Below are 19,001 nucleotides of genomic sequence, written 5' to 3'. Positions count from 1 at the left end.
AAAGGGTGTCATTTGAACATTCAAATGACACCCTTTCACTGTCTTATTTAGTACTCTGTTTTCTAGCTTCTAACTATATGTGATTAGGCGTTTCCACTTTCGCTTACCGTTCTCAGCTGGGTCAAATATTTGATCCACCCTTTAGCCTCAGGAGACGGTTCAATGTTGTTCGCCCGCTTAGCTTGAGCGAGAGCATTATCTAAGTTCTTCAACTTATACCATGAACGTACTTTCGCTAATGCAACGTCAGCTTGCTTGTTCTTGTCTTTCACTTTGTCTAAAACAACCAGAGCTCGCTTGTAGTAACCTTGCTGAACCAATAATTGAGCAACATTCCAATGGTATCGAGTGTTCATATTCGACGCTAACGTCCACACTTCAATAGCATTGTCCCACTCTTTCGCTAGCTGCCAGTAGGTTGCTTGCTCAGCCAGAAGTTGAACATCGCTGTTTGCGTCATCTAACTTGCTAATTTCTTGCGCAGCGCGCTCAGGGATGCCTCGTTTCGCGTACAGTTGAGCAAGTAGCCTACGGTCTGAATTATTCAGTTCAACACCTTGTAGCTCAGCAAGCGCTAAGGTATTCAACGCATCTCGGCTACGCTCTAGCCTTAACTGAATCCCGACCAGTTGACGCCACCAGTTGTCTTTTTCGGGTTGAAGTTCAACTAAACTTTCTAACGTAGGAATTGATTGCTTCCATTGTTTTAACTGTAGTTGAGCACCCAGCTTTAACGAGAGAGGCGACAACTGTGGTTTTGAATTAAACTTGTTATGACTACCTATAGCCGCCAGTACTTTCGTCCAGTTTTCAATTTGGTATTCAGCTTGAGCAATTCGCATCCATAGTGTGTCTTTCTTTTCAGTTTCCGGTGCTGTTTTAACGAGCTCATAATAGTGTGGTAATGCCGCTTTAAAATCCTGCTCGCTAAGCAGTAAATCAGCTAACATACGTTTCGTTACCCAAGCTTGTTCATCGACCAATAAGCGACTATCCACTGCATAAGTAAGCTGCTTGATTGCCGTCTCTGTTTTACCATCTTGCCAGTAAAACACACCAAGCATGCGAGCGACATAGGCTTTGTCATAGCCTTTAGATAACTCCAAACTAGCCAAAACCTCAATCGCCTGTTTAACCTGCTCCTCTTGAGCAAGTTTATTCGCCTTTTGAACACGAATAACGGTGTATTGGGTAAGCTCTTTTGCCGGTACTGTAAGGGGCATTATCAACAAGCCCACTAATATCCATATCTGTTTCATCATTTTGCCAACTTAAACTCTAGTTTCACGGTTTGACCAACCTGCGCTACCGCTTTTCCATCGACGACTTTAGGTTGATACTTCCATTTTTTAAGTGCTCTTATCGCTTCACGTTCAAACATACGACGTGGATTTGCATCCGTAACTTGAATATCAACAGAACGTCCTGTTTCATCGATTGTAAAAGACAAAATGACATACCCTTCTGCGCCACGCTTTAGCGCTTTTGCTGGATAACGAGGTTCAACTCGATAAAGCGGCATTACCTGTTGATTTGACCCAAAATCAGAAAATGTTGGAGCGTTAATCGCTAGGCCTTCAATTGAAGTATTCAAATCCAGTGAAGACAGTGAAGACATTGAATTCAGAGGCGTTACTTCAGCTTGCGACTGAGACGTTTGCGCTTGCGGTGGCGGCTCTGGCATTTCGGGTTGTTCCGGGACTGCACGTTGTCTTCTCTGTACTTCTTGTTCTTGTTCAACCATCACCATGTTGAAACTTAACGTCTCACCATTTTCTGGCGAACGTTGGTGTCCATTATCGACCATCCAAGCCATGAAAGAAAATAGTGCTAAACCCAACGCTCCCGCTAAAGGTAATGCAAGAAATAGGCGAATCATTGATTAAGATCCTCCAAGATCATCGCTTTTCAGCTGCAAGCGCAATATTTTTAACACCCGCACCTTTGGCAGCGTCCATCACTTTAACAACCGTACCGTTATAAGCATGCTCGTCCGCCTGAATAACCAAAGAAGCATCAGGTTGTTCTAGCAACAAGTGTTCTAACGTCGCTTGAACACGTTCAACATCCACAACACGTTTATCTATGAAAATGTCATTCGCAGAAGTAATCGCGACAAAGATACCTGCATCTTTTTGGCTCACTACATTTGAAGCTTGCGGGCGATTGACTTCAACACCAGATTCACGAACAAATGAACTCGTCACAATGAAGAAAATAAGCATGATGAATACGATATCAAGCATCGAAGTAAGGTCTATTTGAGCCTCTTCGTTTTTAGAATGACGTCGACCGAGTCTCATCGTTGACTCCTTAAAGATTTTTCTAATTTCAATTCTAAGCGGTTACAGACTTTCGCTAAACGAGCATGAACAAACATGCCCGCTAATGCAGCAACCATACCCGCCATCGTTGGTAAAGTTGCCAACGAGATACCTGAAGCCATCAATTTAGGGTCACTGCTTCCTTGAGTCGCCATGACATCAAAAACGGAGATCATACCGGTTACGGTACCGAGCAAACCCAGCATTGGACAAATAGCAACTAACAGCTTAATAAAGTTCAAGTTTTGGTTAAGTAAAATACTCGCTTGCCCCAACCAACCTTCACGAATGGCTTTAGCATGCCAAGAAGAGTGATCTTCTCTTTCATGCCACTGATTAATCCAAGCTTGACGCTGCTTTGGAAAGTAGAACGCGAGATAAAGCACACGTTCTACCACAAGTACCCAAAAAACGAGGACGACAGCCGCTAGCCACCACAGAACGAAACCGCCCTGCTCCATAAAGTTTGATAAAGACAGCAGCCAGTTACTCGTTAACCAACTCGCTGGTAATAGAGAACCCGACAAAATATCCATTACGCGGCAGTCCCAACTTGTGAAATAACAGCGCTTGGTTCAATAGACTTCTCTGCCTGCTCAGCAACAAGGCCAATGCCCTGCTTCTCCAGAATATTGCGAATGTTCTCTGACTGAGTACTCAGAATGTTGTGTGCCAATAGCAGTGGCATTGCAGCAACAAGGCCAAGTACCGTTGTAACAAGTGCCATCGAAATACCACCCGCCATTACTTTAGGGTCACCATTACCAAACTGTGTGATCACTTGGAATGTTTCGATCATGCCGGTTACGGTACCTAGCAAGCCAAGCATTGGTGCTAGAGCAGCTAGAAGCTTCAGCATTGATAAACCTTTCTCTAGGTGAGTTTGTTCATCCACTACCGCTTCTAAAAGTCGCAGTTCTAATGCTTCTACTGTTTGATTTTTCTCTTTGCTGTAAACCGCAAGAACACGACCCAGAGGGTTATTGCCAGCTTGTTTTGGGTTCTTAAGCTGTGCACGAATCTTCTGACGAGCGATAGCCAAAGAAATACCACGAACCAATGCGATGATTAAGCCGATTGCCAACAAGCCAAGAATAACTTTACCAACTAGGCCACCTGCTTGCAGGCGATCAGCTAGGCTTGGTTCCAAAGCTAATTGTTCTAGCATGAATCCACGAGAGGGATCGACGACCACGTTAGACACTTCACCATTCGCTAAAGTAGAAAGCGACGCCAGTGTTGGACCTTGTGAAGGCTGCTTCAAGTAAACTATTGCATCTTGATGTCTAGCATCCCACCATACGTAACCTGACTCAGCAACTAAGCCAATAGAACCCAGTCGATAAGCTTCTGCCTTTTCAGTAACCCCTTCACTATTAACTAGTGAAACTGTCGACTTGCTTATCTCTGAACTTGCTTGAATTTGCTCCATCATGCTCAACCAAAGACCTGTTAACTGGGGCATTGACGGTAATGATTTTGCGTCCACGATTTGATAAACAGTTTCTGTATACGCTGCGCGATCTACGTTAGTTACTGTATCCGTAAGCTCATGTTCAAGGTCTTTTGCATTTTGTCTTACAACGCCAAACAACTCACCTAAGCTACCTGTTTCTAAACGCAGTTTCTCTTCTAAACGAGCAAGCTTGTTTTCGTTATCACTGAATGTCTGAGTCAGAACATCGGTCGCACCTTGAATAGAGCTACGTTTAGCTTCAAGCTGTGCTTTGATCGCTTTGAGTTGTTGTTCTGTCTTTTTAAAGTCAGCTTCACGAATTACGTTATGAGACGCTTGCGTGCGACTCTCTGATTTTGCTTTGTTAACAAGCTGAGCTGTCGTGTCTGATGCAGAGAAAGCAGAAAATGAAATTGACGTAATGCAAAGCAATGCTGCTAATGGCTTTAAGTTCATTACTTAACCTCCGCAACAGTTAAAGAAACAGGTAAAGTAATTAAGCTTGGAGACGCTTGCTTATTAGCAATATCGTACGCTTTGTCCAACTCAGATTTCATCGAAGAATCCAACTCTTGCCATTGATCGCTATTTTGGTCCCAAGACCAATATTGGGTACCATTTAAGTTACGAGCGACCAGTGAAATGCGGCCAAGATGCAAAATATCAACTTCAAGCACTTTATCTTGACTTAACTCGACACGGCTTGAATAAGAACTTAGCTTAATACCGTAATCCACTTCAATTTGGTACGCCTCTAAAATACGGCGATATTTTTCAGCATCACTGACATCAGCACGAGTCATCATCGCTTTCAGCTTTTCAACGCGACGCAGACGGCTATTTGTCTTGAAAGGTAGATCGCTTTCAATAACTTCTTGGAGACCATCGATCATCTTGTACATCAAAGGCACTACACCTTGACGTGTTAGTTTGATTTCGTCGATCTGCCCTTCAATACTCTGCGCTTCTTGATCTTGGCTCTTAACCAATGCGGCAAGGTGATCGTGATAGATTTCTAAATTTTTCACTTCTTCTTGCAGACGCTCAACCTCAGCTTGCAGCAATAATGTTGCTTGTGAGCTTTTATCAATAACCTTCTGGCTTGAAGCCGACGCGTTATTGGTCTTGTTTTGAATTGATTGAGCTTGATCCAAGCTGTTTGCCATCGATGACGTTGCAACCAAACTGATGGCAAGTGCTAGGCTAGTTTTTAAAAGATTCATAATTGTAGTCATTTACTTTAGAAGAAGAACAAATGAGTTTTATTGATAAGCAGTCTCATTATCATTAAAAACCACTCGCATTGCTAGGGGTATTTTTACTAAATAGCAGAATCAAGAAAGGGGAAAGTCGAAACCTTCCCCTTAATATTTAAGCTACCAATAGTACCCTACTAACAAATTAGTATTTTACCTGTAACGTAGCCATGTAGTTACGACCTTCGCCAACAACAACGCCGCGAGTGCTGCCGCCTTCTAGGTAATCTGTATCGAATAAGTTCTCTACATTAAAGCGTGCAACAAAGTCTAAGTTTTCATCGTACTTGATAGTATGTGCAACACCTGCATCTACACGAGTGTAAGCGTCTTTCTTAAATGTGTTAGCACTTTCAGTGTAACGCTCACCTACGTGATACACACCTAGGTTTACATCAGTACCGTTGTTGAATGCGTAAGTAGACCAGATGCTTGCAGTAAATTCAGGAACGTCTGCTGGTGTTTTACCATTAAGAGCAGGGTCATTCTTATATTCAGCATCTAAGAACATTGTTGATGCACTTACAGAGAGCGCATCCGTCACGTAGCCCGTCGCAGCTAGCTCCACACCGGTGTGAACTTGCTCACCCACCTGTGTAGTACGAGTATCTTTTGCATGAGATGCAGGAAGGTCTTCTGTAACTTGCATGTTCGTTTGTGTGATCTGGAATACTGCTCCTGATACGAATAAACGCTCATCAAACAGTTCCCACTTTGAGCCTAGCTCATAAAGTGTACCTTTCTTCGCATCTTGAGACTGGCCGAAGTTCACATCATCTTTATCAGAAATCTCACTTACAGGTTCAAAACTTTCAGAGTAAACCGCGTAAATAGAACCGTTTGGCGCCGGAGAGTAAATCGCACCGAACTTAGGTAGGATGTTATTGTAGCTCTCTTCTTTACCAGAACTGCTCGTCGTATCATCGTAAGCGAAACGAACACCAGCAAGTGCTTGCCACTGCTCATTGAACGTCACTAAATCTTGAAGATATAGACCGTAGTGTTGGCTCTTCGAGTGTGATACTGAATCATCGTTGTTATAGTGAATGTCTGCAGGCATATCAAAGCCTTTGCCACACTCTTTCATTGTGTCTGCTTCTGAAGCGTTAAAACAAGCGTAATCTGATACGTACAGGCGCTTGTAATCGTAGTGCAACCCATTTGCACCCACCAACAGACGGTGATTCACACCAAATGCATCAACATCACCAGTAAAATCTACGTAAGCCGTATCAAACGTCCACTCATCATGACGGTCTGACACTTTGTAACCATAACCTAGTGTTTTCTTGGTTTTTCTGTCTTTCTTTGAATCAATAACGTTATCTGATTCAGTACGGCGACGTTCGTAAAACTGACGACTGATACCCGATTTAACTGCCCATGTATCGCTCAAGTTTGCTGTAACAGCCACACCGTAGTTTGCTACGTCGTTGTCTGTTTGTGCGAAGCGTTGGTCATTAACCGTATTTGGGGTAATCGCTTTACCTGTTTTCGTATCAATCTTTGAGCCGTTATCTAGATCACCCAACTCTTGAGTACGGTCGTAATGCGCAGATAGCATCACATCTTCGTTGATATCGTAATCAACAAATAGGCCACCAACAAAGCGGTCAGTCTCTACATCTGTGCCGTCAAAACGTGTGCGGTAAGAGTCTTGGTTTTCTTGTGAAACAATAAGACGAGCACGTAGAGTTTGATCAGCGTTCAATGAACCGCTTACATCAGCGGTAGTACGTGTGTAGCTGTCAGAACCAATGTCTTGGCTTACGCTAACTTGAGTTTCATACGTAGGCTTCTTAGCAACCATGTTAACAAGGCCACCAGGTGCTGATTTACCGTAGAGCAAACCTGCAGGGCCTTTTAGTACTTCAACACGTTCTAGTAGTTCTACCGGTTGACGGTAATGAGACCAGTGTTGAACGCCATCGCGCAAGTAACCAGAACTGCTTCCTAGAGAGAAACCACGTAGGTTGAAGCGCTCACGGTTTGTTGATTTAGAACCCGCTGAAATTGACGCATCATTTTTTAATACTTCGCCAAGCGTGCTTGCGCGTTGCTCATCAATGATTTGTTCACTGATAATCGTAACTTGTCCTGGAGTCTCTAATTGAGTCGCCTCCATGCGCATTGCTGTTGTATTCGTGTCGGCTTTATAACCGTAATCACGACCTTCAACAACCATATGCTCGTCAGTTTTTACTGCTTCTGCCAATACTGCTGGTGAAGCTAATACTGCGCCGATCACTAAAGCCAATGGCTTTTTTGAAAACATGTCCTTTTCTCCACTTTTATTCTTTTAGACGAACACTTTGTTATTTATTCGATGTGTCCGTTAGACCGTTTCCGGTACCACTGAATTATTTCGAGGGGGAATATAAGTGATAACTATTACTATTTGCATTAAATTTACATTCTTTGCATTCGTAAAGTTTTGTAAAGACGAGCTGACCAGTCGTTAACCTGCAGTTAAAAGAAACCAATTCAATACAGTCATTTAACGAGCACTTGAATTAAAAATCGGTTCTCTGCGCCAAACTTTTTGAAACACCGCCATTTGCGCAGTCAATGTAATAAGCAAACATCTATAACAAAATCCTCTTATCTTATTTATTACCTTCAGAACGACGAATTTTTGTATAAAACACTCGATAAATGTAAATGACTGGTGAATTATTTTGTTTTAATTTGTTTTATTTGAACGATTATCAGTGATTATGATCACATCTGTAATTCCAAACTCATTTTTTGTTTTTCGATTTAAACAACCGACTGCTAATCTCCTGCTCACTTTGGAAAGGTATCAAAGTTATAAATAATAAGGAGTGTTCTAAATGAATACCAAGAAACCTATGTCTCTAACTGGTCGAGTTATCCTCGGCATGGTCGTGGGCATATTAACGGGATTTGCCATTCAATCCCTTTTTGCAGACAGCGGATTTGTTAACAACTACATCGTTAACGGACTCTTTGAAGTAGGCGGACAGATCTTTGTCGCCAGTTTAAAAATGCTTGTTGTACCACTCGTCTTCGTTTCACTCGTGTGCGGTACAAGCTCTCTTAAAGATTTATCAACTCTTGGCCGTATGGGTGGCAAAACGCTTGCACTTTATATCGGTACTACAGCCGTTGCTATCACTCTAGCATTGACTATAGGTAACCTGTTCCAACCTGGAGCGGGTGCGGATCTTACTGCTGCGAGCTCTTTCAAATCAGCTGATGCTCCTTCTTTGGGCCAAGTCATCATCGACATGTTCCCGACCAACCCTATTCAGGCGATGGCTGAGGGCAAAACGCTACAAGTTATCGTATTTGCTGTGTTGTTTGGTATTGCAATCAGTGCAGCGGGTAAACCAGGTGAGCGTATCGCTGCGGTTTTCTCTGATTTGAACGAAGTGATCATGAAGCTTGTCGCTCTTCTGATGAACCTTGCGCCTTACGGTGTGTTCTTCTTGATGGCTAAACTGTTCTCAGGCCTTGGCTTGGGCGCGATTTGGAACCTAGCGGAATACTTCTTAGTGTTAGCTGGTACTCTACTGTTACACGGTTTAGTAACTTACAGTGCGATGCTTAAAGGGTTTACAGGCCTTAGCCCAATTACGTTCCTACGTAAGATGGAAGATGCAATCATGTTTGCATTCTCAACAGCATCTTCAAACGCAACGATTCCAGTGACAATGGAAACGGCTAAAAACCGCATGGGCGTAGACAACAAAGTCGCTTCGTTCACAGTTCCACTAGGCGCAACTGTCAACATGGACGGTACTGCTATCATGCAGGGTGTTGCAACGGCGTTTATCGCACAAGCGTACAACATCGACCTGACTATGGGTGATTACCTAATGGTGATCCTAACAGCGACACTGGCTTCTGTTGGTACAGCAGGTGTTCCTGGTGTTGGTCTTGTTATGTTGGCGATGGTATTGAACCAAGTTGGACTGCCGCTCGAAGGTATCGCATTAATCATGGGTGTTGACCGTCTTCTTGACATGATCCGTACTGCCGTAAACATCACTGGTGATAGTGCCGTAACTATCATTGTGGCTAAATCTGAAGGATCTTTTGACGAAGCTCGCTTCAATGACCCAGCAGCCGGTGAAAAAGAAGAAGAAGTAAAGCTAGCACGCCAACAGGCATAATCTAGCTTCTCTGGTGCTCTTACTTTCAAGCCAAGGCGCAATTAATGGCTGTGCCTTAGCCTGATAATGAAAAGCGTGTATACAAAAACGCCACTGCTGATAAAGTGGCGTTTTTAATTGGGTTCTCTTTGAGCCGAAACGATTCAACTCTCATCTATCTTCTCATTACAGGGGCTGAGCGTTGAGTGCCGAGCCTAACGCTTAATCTACGATAGGAAACATAAGGTTCACTCTAAGTCCCCCACCTTCTCTGTTCTCAGCGGTAACATGCCCATTCATCACTCCCATGGCTTCCTTAACGATCGCGAGTCCAAGACCGTAACCACCAGACTGTTTATCTCTGGCTGACTCAATGCGGGTAAACGGGTCAAAGATATCTGCAATCTTGTTATCTGGAATACCTTCACCATCATCCTCCACAGAAATGACACTGTAACGCTTATCATTGACCTGCCCGTAGGTCTTGACGACAATATCCGCATTGCCCCCTGCGTATTTGATCGCATTTCCTACAAGGTTACTGATCACCCTCAAAAGTAGCCTCTCATCAACATTAACCATTGATGTCGCTGTTTCCAAATCACCAGTCAAGGTTTGATTAGGTTTCAAATCATTTTGCATCTGTACAATTAGCATTGAGCAATACTGCTCAAGATGCATTGGAGTTAACTTAGAATCATAACGAGAGGTTTCTAGGCGACTGAACTCAAGAATTTCACCCACCAGCTTATTCATCTCTTCCGTTTCGCTTTCCATCCGTTCGAGTAACCCCATACTTTTTTCATCGACTTTACTACGTAGTAAATGTAATGCGAGATTCTGCCTTGCTAACGGTGTCCTCAACTCATGTGATACATCACGAATCAAACGACGCTGCTTTTCAGCCAGAGACTTAATCTCAAAGGTCATATGGTCAAAATCCTTGGCAAGCTCATTGAATTCACGTGTAGTTGAATCCAACTCAGACACAACACTCACTGAAAAGTCTCCTTGTGCGAGCCTTCGACTGGCCTCCCTTAAACGATCGAGTGGCTGCTGCAAACTTTTCGCCATAATAATGGAAAACAGCGATAACACGATCAAAGCAATCACAGCTTTCAGCGCATAGGAATACGGAGCAAAGGATTTTGCTGGATGAAACTGGCCTGGCAGTTGGATCACGAGTGTATTGCCGTTATCAAGTGGCAAGCCGAAGATAGGCTTACTCACACGATCACTGAGTTGATGGTCTAATGTACGCAGATACTTCAACTTAAATTCAAAATGCGGATGCATGTGTCGGTGGGTAATCGGTCGGTTGTTTTCATCGATGATGAATAAATAATAACGTTGGGCATTGCCCCAGTCGGCAAGCTCATCCATGTCCCCTTCTTCGATCAGTACATTAGCTTGATAAGCCAAATCCAACATTTCAGCTTTGACAGGTTCAGGTACCTTCAACAAAGCTTTCATCAGCGCTCGTTCTGCGACACCTTGAAGGATGAGTATGCTGACTAAAATCACTGTCAGGCAACTGAACAGCTGAAACGTTAAGCCATCCTTACGCTTGATAACAAAATCAGGGCACCGTAGAAACCAGTTACTCATACTCCTACCGACTCTAGGTAACTGTAGCCTTGACCGCGCACAGTTTTAATATGTTGCTTTGATAAGCCAGCCTGCACCAATTTTCGACGTATATTGCTGATATGCATATCTAGATTACGATCGAAGGGGCACAGCTCTTTCTTCAAGACATGTATTTGCAAGTCAGATTTTGATACAACGATGCCATTATTTTTGATCAGATAATCGAGCAACTCTTTTTCAGTGCCCGTTAAAGGTAAACGGGTAAGTTGCTCGCACAAACCTTGATTAGATGAAGCCATTGATTGTCTTTGACGCTCAAACCCAACTCGGCGTAAGATCACCTTAATCCGGGTCAAAAGCTCAGGAACATTGAAAGGCTTAGCGATGTATTGATCTGCCCCGGCTTGATAGCCATCTAGCATGGAGGCATCATCATTAAGCGCAGTTAGCATAAGGATAGGAGTAGCAAAACGCTGACAAATACGTCTAGCGACTTGAATACCACTTAAATTGGGGAGCATCACATCGAGTAAGACTAAATCAACAGGATTTGATTGAATAAACTCTAGAGCTGATTCACCGCAATGAACGGTATCAACGTGATACCCTTCATTTTCCAACACTTCACCCAGTAACTCACACAACTGAATATCATCATCAACAACTAAAACACGAGACATTTCACATACCGATAAATAAGAACTGTTTGCATTCTAATTATCGTTATTATTGATTTCAATTATAAAGTGCGTGATTTCCTCTATAGAAGAAAATCTTTTTCAATCGGTACAAATTTTGAGGCAGAATCGATAAGATTTTGAGCTGTTAACCCAGGAACGCCATACACTTCAACAGGCTTTCCAAAACGCTCTTTGATTCGCTCTACCAAGATTTCAAAATCACCGTCTCCGGATACCAAAACAATCGTATCAACCGTCTCCGCAAGCTCTATCGCGTCTAACGCGATACCGACATCCCAATCCCCTTTGGCGCTACCATCACGACGCTGAATAAACGGTTTTAGCTTCACATTAAAACCAACACCACGAAGGATATGGTGGAATTGGCGCTGTTTAGGATCTTGGCTTGAGATTGCGTAAGCATTGGCTTCGACAACGTTACGTCCTTCCGTGGCAACATACCAAAACTGGTTATAGTCGAAGTTAGAACGGTATTTATCGCGTGTTGTATAGTAAACGTTCTGAACGTCGACCAAAATTGCTATGTTTTCCATAAATTCATACCTTTAGATTTTCCGTATACCCTATTCTATTCACTTCTAAAATGCGAGTCGCTTTCTTTAATAAAAATGAACTCATTAGCTATGCTTAACGTAGTTGTTATTGGCTTAACGTAGTTGTTATTAACTTAGAGCTTGTTTGGGTTTATCGAGGAAGGTGGAACATGAAGTACCGACAAATAATCAGATCATGCCTTGGCAGCGACACCATTTACTCAGTATTGACACGTTGCTGCGCGGCAATAGCTAACGCTGCCATAACTAACGCTGCCATAACTAAGGCAGCGATAACTAAGGCATCGGGAACAAACGTAATTTCCAAACCACTGAACGCTCTAATAGCAAGCACGGTTATGTTTATGATTCTGTCAGTCAACTCGTTACACGCCTACCCAGCCTACTCTCAATCCAAAGCTCTGCCACACCGCAGTGTTATTTATTTCGCTCCAACAGAAGATTCGATCGTAAAAGAGTTTCTCAATGAAGTCTTGATTAACAATTGTCAATTGGACGAGCGAGATGTAGTTATCATGGTCATCGCCGAAAGCGGCTACACCGTTCCTGCATGGTTAGTTGAAGAGTTTAATTTGGATGCAGTGACTAACAGTTATGGAATACCCAAAGGTTCACACACTGCCGTGTTGATTGGTAAAGACGGGAAAGAGAAACATAGGTGGAGTGGTAAAACCGACTGGAGTTTAATCACTAATATTATTGACGAAATGCCCATGCGCCAACAAGAAATGCAGCGACAGAGTAGCCGCTGCAGTATTTGATTCTTAGTCAGCTAAGCCTTTGGTTAACCATCAACCAAGCTAACAAGCTAACAAGCTAACAAGCTAACAAGCTAACAAGCTAAGCTTGATCATCAATCACTTAAGCTTGCTTGTTAAACCAAGCCAGTTTTTCATGGAGCTGAGCAACACTTCCAACCACAATCAGTGCAGGGCTCTTTGCAACGCCAGCAAGATCAGCTAGGTCACGTAGCCCACCTCTAAACACTTTCTGCTCTTGGCGAGTGCCATTTTCGATAATCGCAACTGGCATGTCTTCTCGCATACCGTTATCGAGTAAATTCTTCTGAATATTAGGACTCTCTTTCAAGCCCATGTAAAACACGATCGTGTGATTGTGCTGAGCAAGAGAACGCCAGTCAATATCTTCGCCATCTTTCTTCAAATGACCCGTAATAAACTGTACGCTTTGCGCGTGGTCACGGTGAGTCAATGGAATTCCCGCATATGCGGTCGCTCCTGCGGCTGCAGTAATGCCAGGAATCACTTCAAATCTCACGTCATTCTCAGCTAACGTTTCGCACTCTTCGCCACCACGGCCAAAGATAAACGAATCACCACCTTTTAGACGCACAACGTGCTTGTTTTCTTGTGCTTTGGTCACCAATAGTTGGTTGATCTGATCTTGTGGCACGCAGTGATGATCGAGCTTCTTACCCACATACAACATTTCAGCTTCTGGATTAGCCATCGCTAAGATATCTTTTGATACCAAGCGGTCATAAACCAACACGTCTGCTTGTTGAATCACTCGTGCGGCTTTTAGTGTAAGTAAGTCTGGGTCGCCCGGACCTGCACCTACCAATGAAACAAATCCATTGCTTACTTCTTTAACATTCGATGACGATACTTCTGACATTCTGCGCTCCGAAGGTTTGCTTGTTTTATCTCAAGCTTCAATCTATGTGATAAGTCACTGTATTCATGATGACTTATCAAAATCCTTAACTCTTAGACTATCAGGTGTTGAAATAAATATTCAGTCTAAATACTAACGAAGATAGAAATAATTATAACAAAACAATCTATTGCGGATGTTTTGCTCAATAGCAAACAACGCATCTATGATAACTAAGATGTTGTCTGCCCGAGAATACACTGACAGCTTTCCAACTAAAAAAGCCCCAAACACGTTGTTGGGGCTTTCAATCTCATACTAACTTACGTTTACCGTATTACTTCGCGCCTAGAGAAGGAGCTGTTTTAGCATGAGTCAGGTATAGAGGAACACACGTTAACAGTAGGCCACCAACGATGTTACCTAAGATTGTTGGGATAAGGTTGAAGTTCAACCATGTCGCGATACCGAAGTCAGCGCCAAGAATCATACCCAGTGGGAATAGGAACATGTTTACCACTGTGTGCTCAAATACAAGTGCGAAGAAGATGAAGATCGGGAACCACATCATTGCTACACGACCAGCAACTGTACGTGCAGTCATGTTACCAATCACACCTAGACAAACCATTAGGTTACAGAAGATGCCGCGCACGAAACATGTGATCCAGCCGTCCATGCCCATGTTTTCAAACCCTAGGCTACGACCTGTAGAAACAGCAATGAACTTTTGAGCAACTGCGTTTGGTTCTAAAGAGAAGTTACCTGTGAGTGAAATTGCCACTAACACTGCAACAATTAAAGAACCGATAAGGTTACCAAGACCAACAAGACCCCAACAACGTAAAATACGACCCCAAGTAATACCTGGACGGTTATCAAATTTCGCTAAAGGAGCAAGGCCAAATACACCGGTTACTAGGTCATAGCCCATTACACTTAGAATGACGAAGCCCACAGGGAACACAAGAGCGCCAACAATACCAATGCCTGTTTGCACGATAGTCGTGATTGCCACTACAACAGCAAGAGAAAGAATGATGCCTGCCATTGTGCTTCGAATCAGTAGATCACGAGTACTTGTTTTCGTTTTCGCTTCACCTACATCGATCATTGTTTGAACGAATTCTGCTGGTTTAAAATCAGTAGACATAAGATTGTCCTTAAAAAGTTAAAATTAAAAGTTGAAATCGGATAGGAAAAGGTTCTAATTGCCGAATTAAGGCAATGTCGATAACTAGAACCCTTGATCTATCAAATCTTGCTAAGTAACTGTGTCGAAGTTTCGAACTAGCTATGGTTTCGCACTAGCTATGGTTTCGAATTAACTATGCTGAAACTTCTACAGCACCTTTAGTAACGCGAGCTTTATACGCTTTTACACTGAAGCTCTCGTCTTCCATGCACACACCTGTTGCTAGGTTAAAGCGTTGCTTCTTAAGTGGGCTTGCCACCCAAAGCTCACCTTTGTGCTCAACCGTTAAACCGCGAGATAAAACGTTTGATTGAAAAAACGGGTCAGTGTTACTAATAGCGAACACTTCTTCGGCTTTAGTTGGGCGGAAAATAGCAACTTGCTCACCACCAACCAACGCACAAACACCGGTACCTGGAATAATGTCTTCGATCTTACAAACTTTGGTAAATGCCATGATGTCGTCTCCCAATTAAACCAGTTCAACGTGAAGGATATCGCCCTTCGCTTCTGGGTGTTTTTCTGTGAATGTTGCTGGGCGGTGTTGTTCACGGCCATCGTCAACAAACACAACGTTTTCATCACGGTCGTCAGCATTGATGAAGTGTGAGAAGCGCTTAAGTTGAGCTTCGTCGTTGATAGTGTCAGTCCACTCACAAGCAAAGTTACCCACAAGGCCAGCTACGTCCGCTTCAAGTTGGTCATTGATGCCAAGCTTGTTGTCGACAATCACTTCACGTAGGTAGTCAACACCACCCTCTAGGTTGTCCATCCATACCGAAGTACGTTGTAGTGGCGCAGCCGTGCGGATGTAGAACATCATGAAACGGTCGATGTATTTGATCAGCGTTTCTTGGTCTAGGTCGCTTGCAAGTAAGTCTGCGTGACGAGGCTTCATACCACCGTTACCACATACGTACATGTTCCAACCTGCGTCAGTCGCGATAATACCTAAGTCTTTACCTTGAGCTTCAGCACACTCACGAGTACAGCCAGACACACCAAACTTCATCTTATGAGGAGTACGGATGCCTTTGTAACGGTTCTCGATCATCACACCTAGGCCAACTGAATCTTGAACGCCGTAACGACACCAAGTTGAACCGACACATGTCTTAGCCATACGTAGCGCCTTCGCGTACGCTTGACCTGTTTCGTAGCCCGCAGCAACTAACTTCTTCCAGATTGCTGGTAAGTCATCTTTTTGAGCACCGAATAGACCGATACGCTGAGCACCTGTGATCTTGGTGTAAAGGTTGTATTCAGCCGCTACATCAGCAAGAACGCTTAGTGCTTGAGGCGTTACTTCACCACCTGCCATACGAGGGATAACAGAGTAAGTACCGTCTTTTTGGATGTTACCTAAGAAGTTATCGTTGGTATCATGCAGTTTCACTAGCTCAGGCTTAAGGATGTGCTCACCCCAGCAAGAAGCAAGAATAGAACCCGCTAGAGGCTTACATACTTCACAGCCGTAGCCTTTACCGTATTTCTCTAGTAACTCATCAAATGTTTTGATCTCTTCGATACGAATCAGGTGGAAAAGCTCTTGACGAGAGTAAGCAAAGTGCTCACATACGTCGTTCTTCACTTCAACACCGGCTTTAGCAAGTTCAGCGTTCAGTACTGAAGTCACAAGTGGAATACAACCACCACAGCCAGTACCAGCACCAGTTACTGCTTTGATATCACCAATTGTGTGGTGACCTTCAGCAACGGCTTGTGCAATCTTGCCTTTAGTTACATCGAAACAAGAACAGATAACAGCAGTTTCCGGTAAAGAATCCGCGCCAAGTGTTGGCTTTTCAGCACCCGCGTGAGCAGGAAGAATCAATGCATCTGGATGCTCTGGCAGGTCGATTTCATTCAGCATTAGCTGAAGAAGATCACCATAGTCAGACGTATCACCGACCATTACCGCACCAAGCAGCTTCTTGTTGTCTTCAGAAACGATTAGTCGCTTGTAAATTTCTTGTTCTTCGTTTTGGTAAACGTAGCTCTTACAACCTGGAGTGCGGCCGTTAGCATCACCGATAGAACCTACTTTCACGCCAAGAAGCTTAAGCTTCGCAGACATGTCTGCACCTTCAAATGTGCTTTCGTTACCAACAACGTGGTCAACCGCAACGGTCGCCATTTTGTAACCAGGAGCCACTAGACCGTAGAACGTTTGGTTCCAAGATGCACACTCACCGATAGCGTAGATATCTTTGTCTGTCGTTTGACAGTGATCGTTAATCTCGATACCACCGCGAGGCGCAATACCTAGGCCCATTTGACGAGCAAGTTTGTCTTGTGGGCGAATACCAGCAGAGAATACGATGAAATCAGTTTCTAGCTCTGTACCGTCTGCAAAACGCATTACGTTACGAGCTTCAGTGCCTTCAGGAGCAATTTCAAGCGTGTTCTTGCTTGTATGAACGTTTACGCCCATACGTTCGATTTTTTGACGAAGTTGATTGCCACCAGCAAGATCAAGCTGCTCTGCCATAAGCTTGGGAGCAAACTCTACAACGTGAGTCGTCACACCTAATGCCTTTAGTGCACCAGCCGCTTCAAGACCAAGTAGACCACCACCAACAACAACACCAGATTTAGAATTCTTTGCCGTCGCTTCGATAGCTTTTAAGTCTTCGATAGTACGGTAAACAAAACAGTCTTTACCTTCGTGGCCTTTAATTGGCGGTACAAACGGGAAAGAACCAGTCGCAAGAACAAGTTTGTCGTATTGAATTTCACGACCCGTGCTTGAGTAAACTGTTTTCTTTTCACGGTTAACGTTGATAGCACGTTCACCGATCAGCATATTGATGCCGTGTTTCTCGTAGAAACCTTCTTTAACTAAAGAAAGTTCATCTGCAGTGTGGTGTGAAAAGTAAGAAGAAAGGTGAACACGGTCATACGCAACACGTGGTTCTTCACAGAACACCGTAATGTCCATGTTTGCAACATCTGTCTTCTCGACTAAATCTTCGATATAGCGATGGCCTACCATCCCGTTACCGATTACGACTAGCTTCATCTTGCTCATAAGAATTCCTGAAGGTTATATATTTCTTAACTACACGAATAATGAATTATGAAAGAAAATGAAAATATGATGTAAATCAATTACGAAAACGAACTACCCGAAAGGGGTAGAACAAAAGAGGTAGATCTGCTTATTTATCGAGCTGAGCAAACGAATAACCTTGGTTTTGATAGGGTTTAGCGGGATTTTATATACACTTTGGCGCACTTGAAAGAGTGTTGTAAAGTTTCACAATAGGTTACCAATAACGTAAGTAAATGACAATCATTTTCATTTAGGTTCTTATAAATATATATAGAAGCCTATAAATACATGTAGAACACCGTTTGCGTGAAAAACTATGTGTAATTGTGAAAACCACTCCTACCTATTCGGAATGTAAACAAAGCTGTTCGCCCTTTAATGTCGTGATGAATTCAGTTTATAGCTTGGGTCATCGGTTTGTTTGCTTGATCTAACACAAGAACCCTTTTGATTCACATGTGTGATGTAAAAATCAACTTCCAACCAAACCCTGAATAAATTAGCATTGTTGAAAATAATTCTTATTTAATAGAGTGAATACGATGCGCCTAATTTTACTAATCCTATCTATAATTGCAGCCCCTGCGTTTGCTGAAACAAAGGTCATCAAACAAGTGATGGACATGAATTCTGAAAACATCGATAAGATGTATCAATTCATTCCTGATTACGTAGAGATCGAACCTGGTGACAAGGTGCTTTTTAAAGGAACCGTTGGCTCTCATACTGCTCATAGCATTCAAGGGATGCTTCCTGACGGAGCTAAACCTCTTATGATATCTGGGTCAAATGCTCAGGAAGTCACTTTTGATAAGCCCGGAGTTTATGGCATAAAATGTAAAGTACATCACCGACACGGAATGGTGGCACTTGTGGTTGTTGGTGATCCAAGTGTTAACTTAGAAGAAGCTCGCACCGCGGCAAAAAAACGTGTGAGTCGCAGAGCTCAGAAAAAGATGCAAGGCTTGCTCGATCAAGCAGAGCAAAAGGTTCAATAACCTTTGTCCCTTCCTTGAAGCATCAGCTCTCTGTTGATGTGTGATAGGAATGCCAGCCTGAAGACAGGCTAAGAGGTCAGTAACAAGAAGAAACAGCACCGAATTGGCGCTGTTTCTTCTAACTTATCTAACTTATC

The 19,001-nt window shown here is 43.2% G+C and carries 17 protein-coding genes; 3 read left to right on the top strand and 14 right to left on the bottom strand.

The features are described from left to right. Nucleotides 1-83: 83 nt before the first annotated feature. From AB4180_RS19760 to AB4180_RS19730, 7 genes are all read right to left on the bottom strand, one after another. Nucleotides 84-1,262, bottom strand: coding sequence for a lipopolysaccharide assembly protein LapB (locus AB4180_RS19760; protein WP_102249615.1), 1,179 nt, complete (start codon nt 1,260-1,262; stop codon nt 84-86). Then, nucleotides 1,259-1,879: an energy transducer TonB gene (locus AB4180_RS19755; RefSeq protein ID WP_102249616.1), complete on the bottom strand. Its 621-nt coding sequence runs from the start codon at nt 1,877-1,879 to the stop codon at nt 1,259-1,261. Before AB4180_RS19755 ends, AB4180_RS19760 begins: the two co-directional genes overlap by 4 nt. A 19-nt stretch (nt 1,880-1,898) precedes the next feature. Continuing rightward, complete coding sequence (locus AB4180_RS19750; protein ID WP_004731145.1) at nt 1,899-2,303, bottom strand: biopolymer transporter ExbD; 405 nt, start codon at nt 2,301-2,303, stop codon at nt 1,899-1,901. Further along, complete coding sequence (locus tag AB4180_RS19745) at nt 2,300-2,860, bottom strand: MotA/TolQ/ExbB proton channel family protein (RefSeq protein WP_065680030.1); 561 nt, start codon at nt 2,858-2,860, stop codon at nt 2,300-2,302. Before AB4180_RS19745 ends, AB4180_RS19750 begins: the two co-directional genes overlap by 4 nt. Beyond that, the gene (locus tag AB4180_RS19740; RefSeq protein ID WP_102249617.1) at nt 2,860-4,236 is read right to left on the bottom strand and encodes a MotA/TolQ/ExbB proton channel family protein; all 1,377 of its coding nucleotides are present in this window, start codon (nt 4,234-4,236) and stop codon (nt 2,860-2,862) included. Before AB4180_RS19740 ends, AB4180_RS19745 begins: the two co-directional genes overlap by 1 nt. Then, entirely contained in the window at nt 4,236-5,003 is a 768-nt protein-coding gene (locus AB4180_RS19735; protein WP_017102102.1) for a DUF3450 domain-containing protein, read from the bottom strand. Before AB4180_RS19735 ends, AB4180_RS19740 begins: the two co-directional genes overlap by 1 nt. A gap of 178 nt (nt 5,004-5,181) precedes the next feature. Further along, nucleotides 5,182-7,311: a TonB-dependent siderophore receptor gene (locus AB4180_RS19730; RefSeq protein ID WP_102249618.1), complete on the bottom strand. Its 2,130-nt coding sequence runs from the start codon at nt 7,309-7,311 to the stop codon at nt 5,182-5,184. A 559-nt stretch (nt 7,312-7,870) separates the two neighbouring features. Here AB4180_RS19730 and AB4180_RS19725 point away from each other — a divergent pair. Then, nucleotides 7,871-9,175 carry a dicarboxylate/amino acid:cation symporter gene (locus tag AB4180_RS19725; protein ID WP_102249619.1) on the top strand — a complete coding sequence of 435 codons (1,305 nt, stop codon included), beginning with the start codon at nt 7,871-7,873 and terminating at the stop codon, nt 9,173-9,175. 201 nt (nt 9,176-9,376) lie between these two features. On the opposite strand, the gene AB4180_RS19720 is transcribed toward AB4180_RS19725, so the two are convergent. The 3 genes from AB4180_RS19720 to AB4180_RS19710 all read right to left on the bottom strand — a co-directional run bounded on the left by AB4180_RS19720 (nt 9,377) and on the right by AB4180_RS19710 (nt 11,978). Continuing rightward, a complete protein-coding gene (locus tag AB4180_RS19720; RefSeq protein ID WP_102249620.1) occupies nt 9,377-10,762 on the bottom strand; it encodes a sensor histidine kinase in 1,386 nt (461 codons plus the stop codon). Then, a complete protein-coding gene (locus tag AB4180_RS19715) occupies nt 10,759-11,424 on the bottom strand; it encodes a response regulator transcription factor (protein ID WP_009845413.1) in 666 nt (221 codons plus the stop codon). The genes AB4180_RS19720 and AB4180_RS19715 overlap by 4 nt, the downstream gene beginning before the upstream one ends. 80 nt (nt 11,425-11,504) lie before the next feature. Continuing rightward, nucleotides 11,505-11,978, bottom strand: a complete 474-nt coding sequence (locus tag AB4180_RS19710; protein ID WP_009845414.1) for an NYN domain-containing protein — start codon at nt 11,976-11,978, stop codon at nt 11,505-11,507. A 170-nt stretch (nt 11,979-12,148) separates the two neighbouring features. On the opposite strand from AB4180_RS19710, the gene AB4180_RS19705 reads away from it, so the two are divergent. Beyond that, on the top strand, nt 12,149-12,760 hold the full coding sequence (locus AB4180_RS19705) for a DUF4174 domain-containing protein (protein WP_102249621.1): 612 nt from the start codon (nt 12,149-12,151) through the stop codon (nt 12,758-12,760). Between the two features lie 100 nt (nt 12,761-12,860). Here the strand turns inward: AB4180_RS19705 and cobA are convergent, their stop codons facing one another. The 4 genes from cobA to nirB all read right to left on the bottom strand — a co-directional run bounded on the left by cobA (nt 12,861) and on the right by nirB (nt 17,842). Continuing rightward, nucleotides 12,861-13,637: a uroporphyrinogen-III C-methyltransferase gene (cobA, locus tag AB4180_RS19700; protein WP_012600576.1), complete on the bottom strand. Its 777-nt coding sequence runs from the start codon at nt 13,635-13,637 to the stop codon at nt 12,861-12,863. Between the two features lie 316 nt (nt 13,638-13,953). Further along, nucleotides 13,954-14,769: a formate/nitrite transporter family protein gene (locus tag AB4180_RS19695; RefSeq protein ID WP_012600575.1), complete on the bottom strand. Its 816-nt coding sequence runs from the start codon at nt 14,767-14,769 to the stop codon at nt 13,954-13,956. 175 nt (nt 14,770-14,944) lie between these two features. After that, entirely contained in the window at nt 14,945-15,268 is a 324-nt protein-coding gene (gene nirD / locus AB4180_RS19690) for a nitrite reductase small subunit NirD (RefSeq protein WP_009845418.1), read from the bottom strand. Nucleotides 15,269-15,283: 15 nt separating this feature from the next. Continuing rightward, the gene (gene nirB, locus AB4180_RS19685; protein WP_017098594.1) at nt 15,284-17,842 is read right to left on the bottom strand and encodes a nitrite reductase large subunit NirB; all 2,559 of its coding nucleotides are present in this window, start codon (nt 17,840-17,842) and stop codon (nt 15,284-15,286) included. A 566-nt stretch (nt 17,843-18,408) separates the two neighbouring features. Between nirB and AB4180_RS19680 the strand changes: the two genes are divergently transcribed. After that, nucleotides 18,409-18,864, top strand: coding sequence for a plastocyanin/azurin family copper-binding protein (locus AB4180_RS19680; RefSeq protein WP_102249622.1), 456 nt, complete (start codon nt 18,409-18,411; stop codon nt 18,862-18,864). Nucleotides 18,865-19,001 lie beyond the last annotated feature (137 nt).

Origin of the sequence: Vibrio sp. 10N.286.49.C3 (assembly GCF_041469545.1) — a bacterium.
GTDB classification, from domain to species: Bacteria; Pseudomonadota; Gammaproteobacteria; order Enterobacterales; family Vibrionaceae; genus Vibrio; species Vibrio tasmaniensis_A.
The sequence above is the reverse complement of the archived record's forward strand: the minus strand, read 5'-3'. Positions and strand labels throughout refer to the sequence as shown.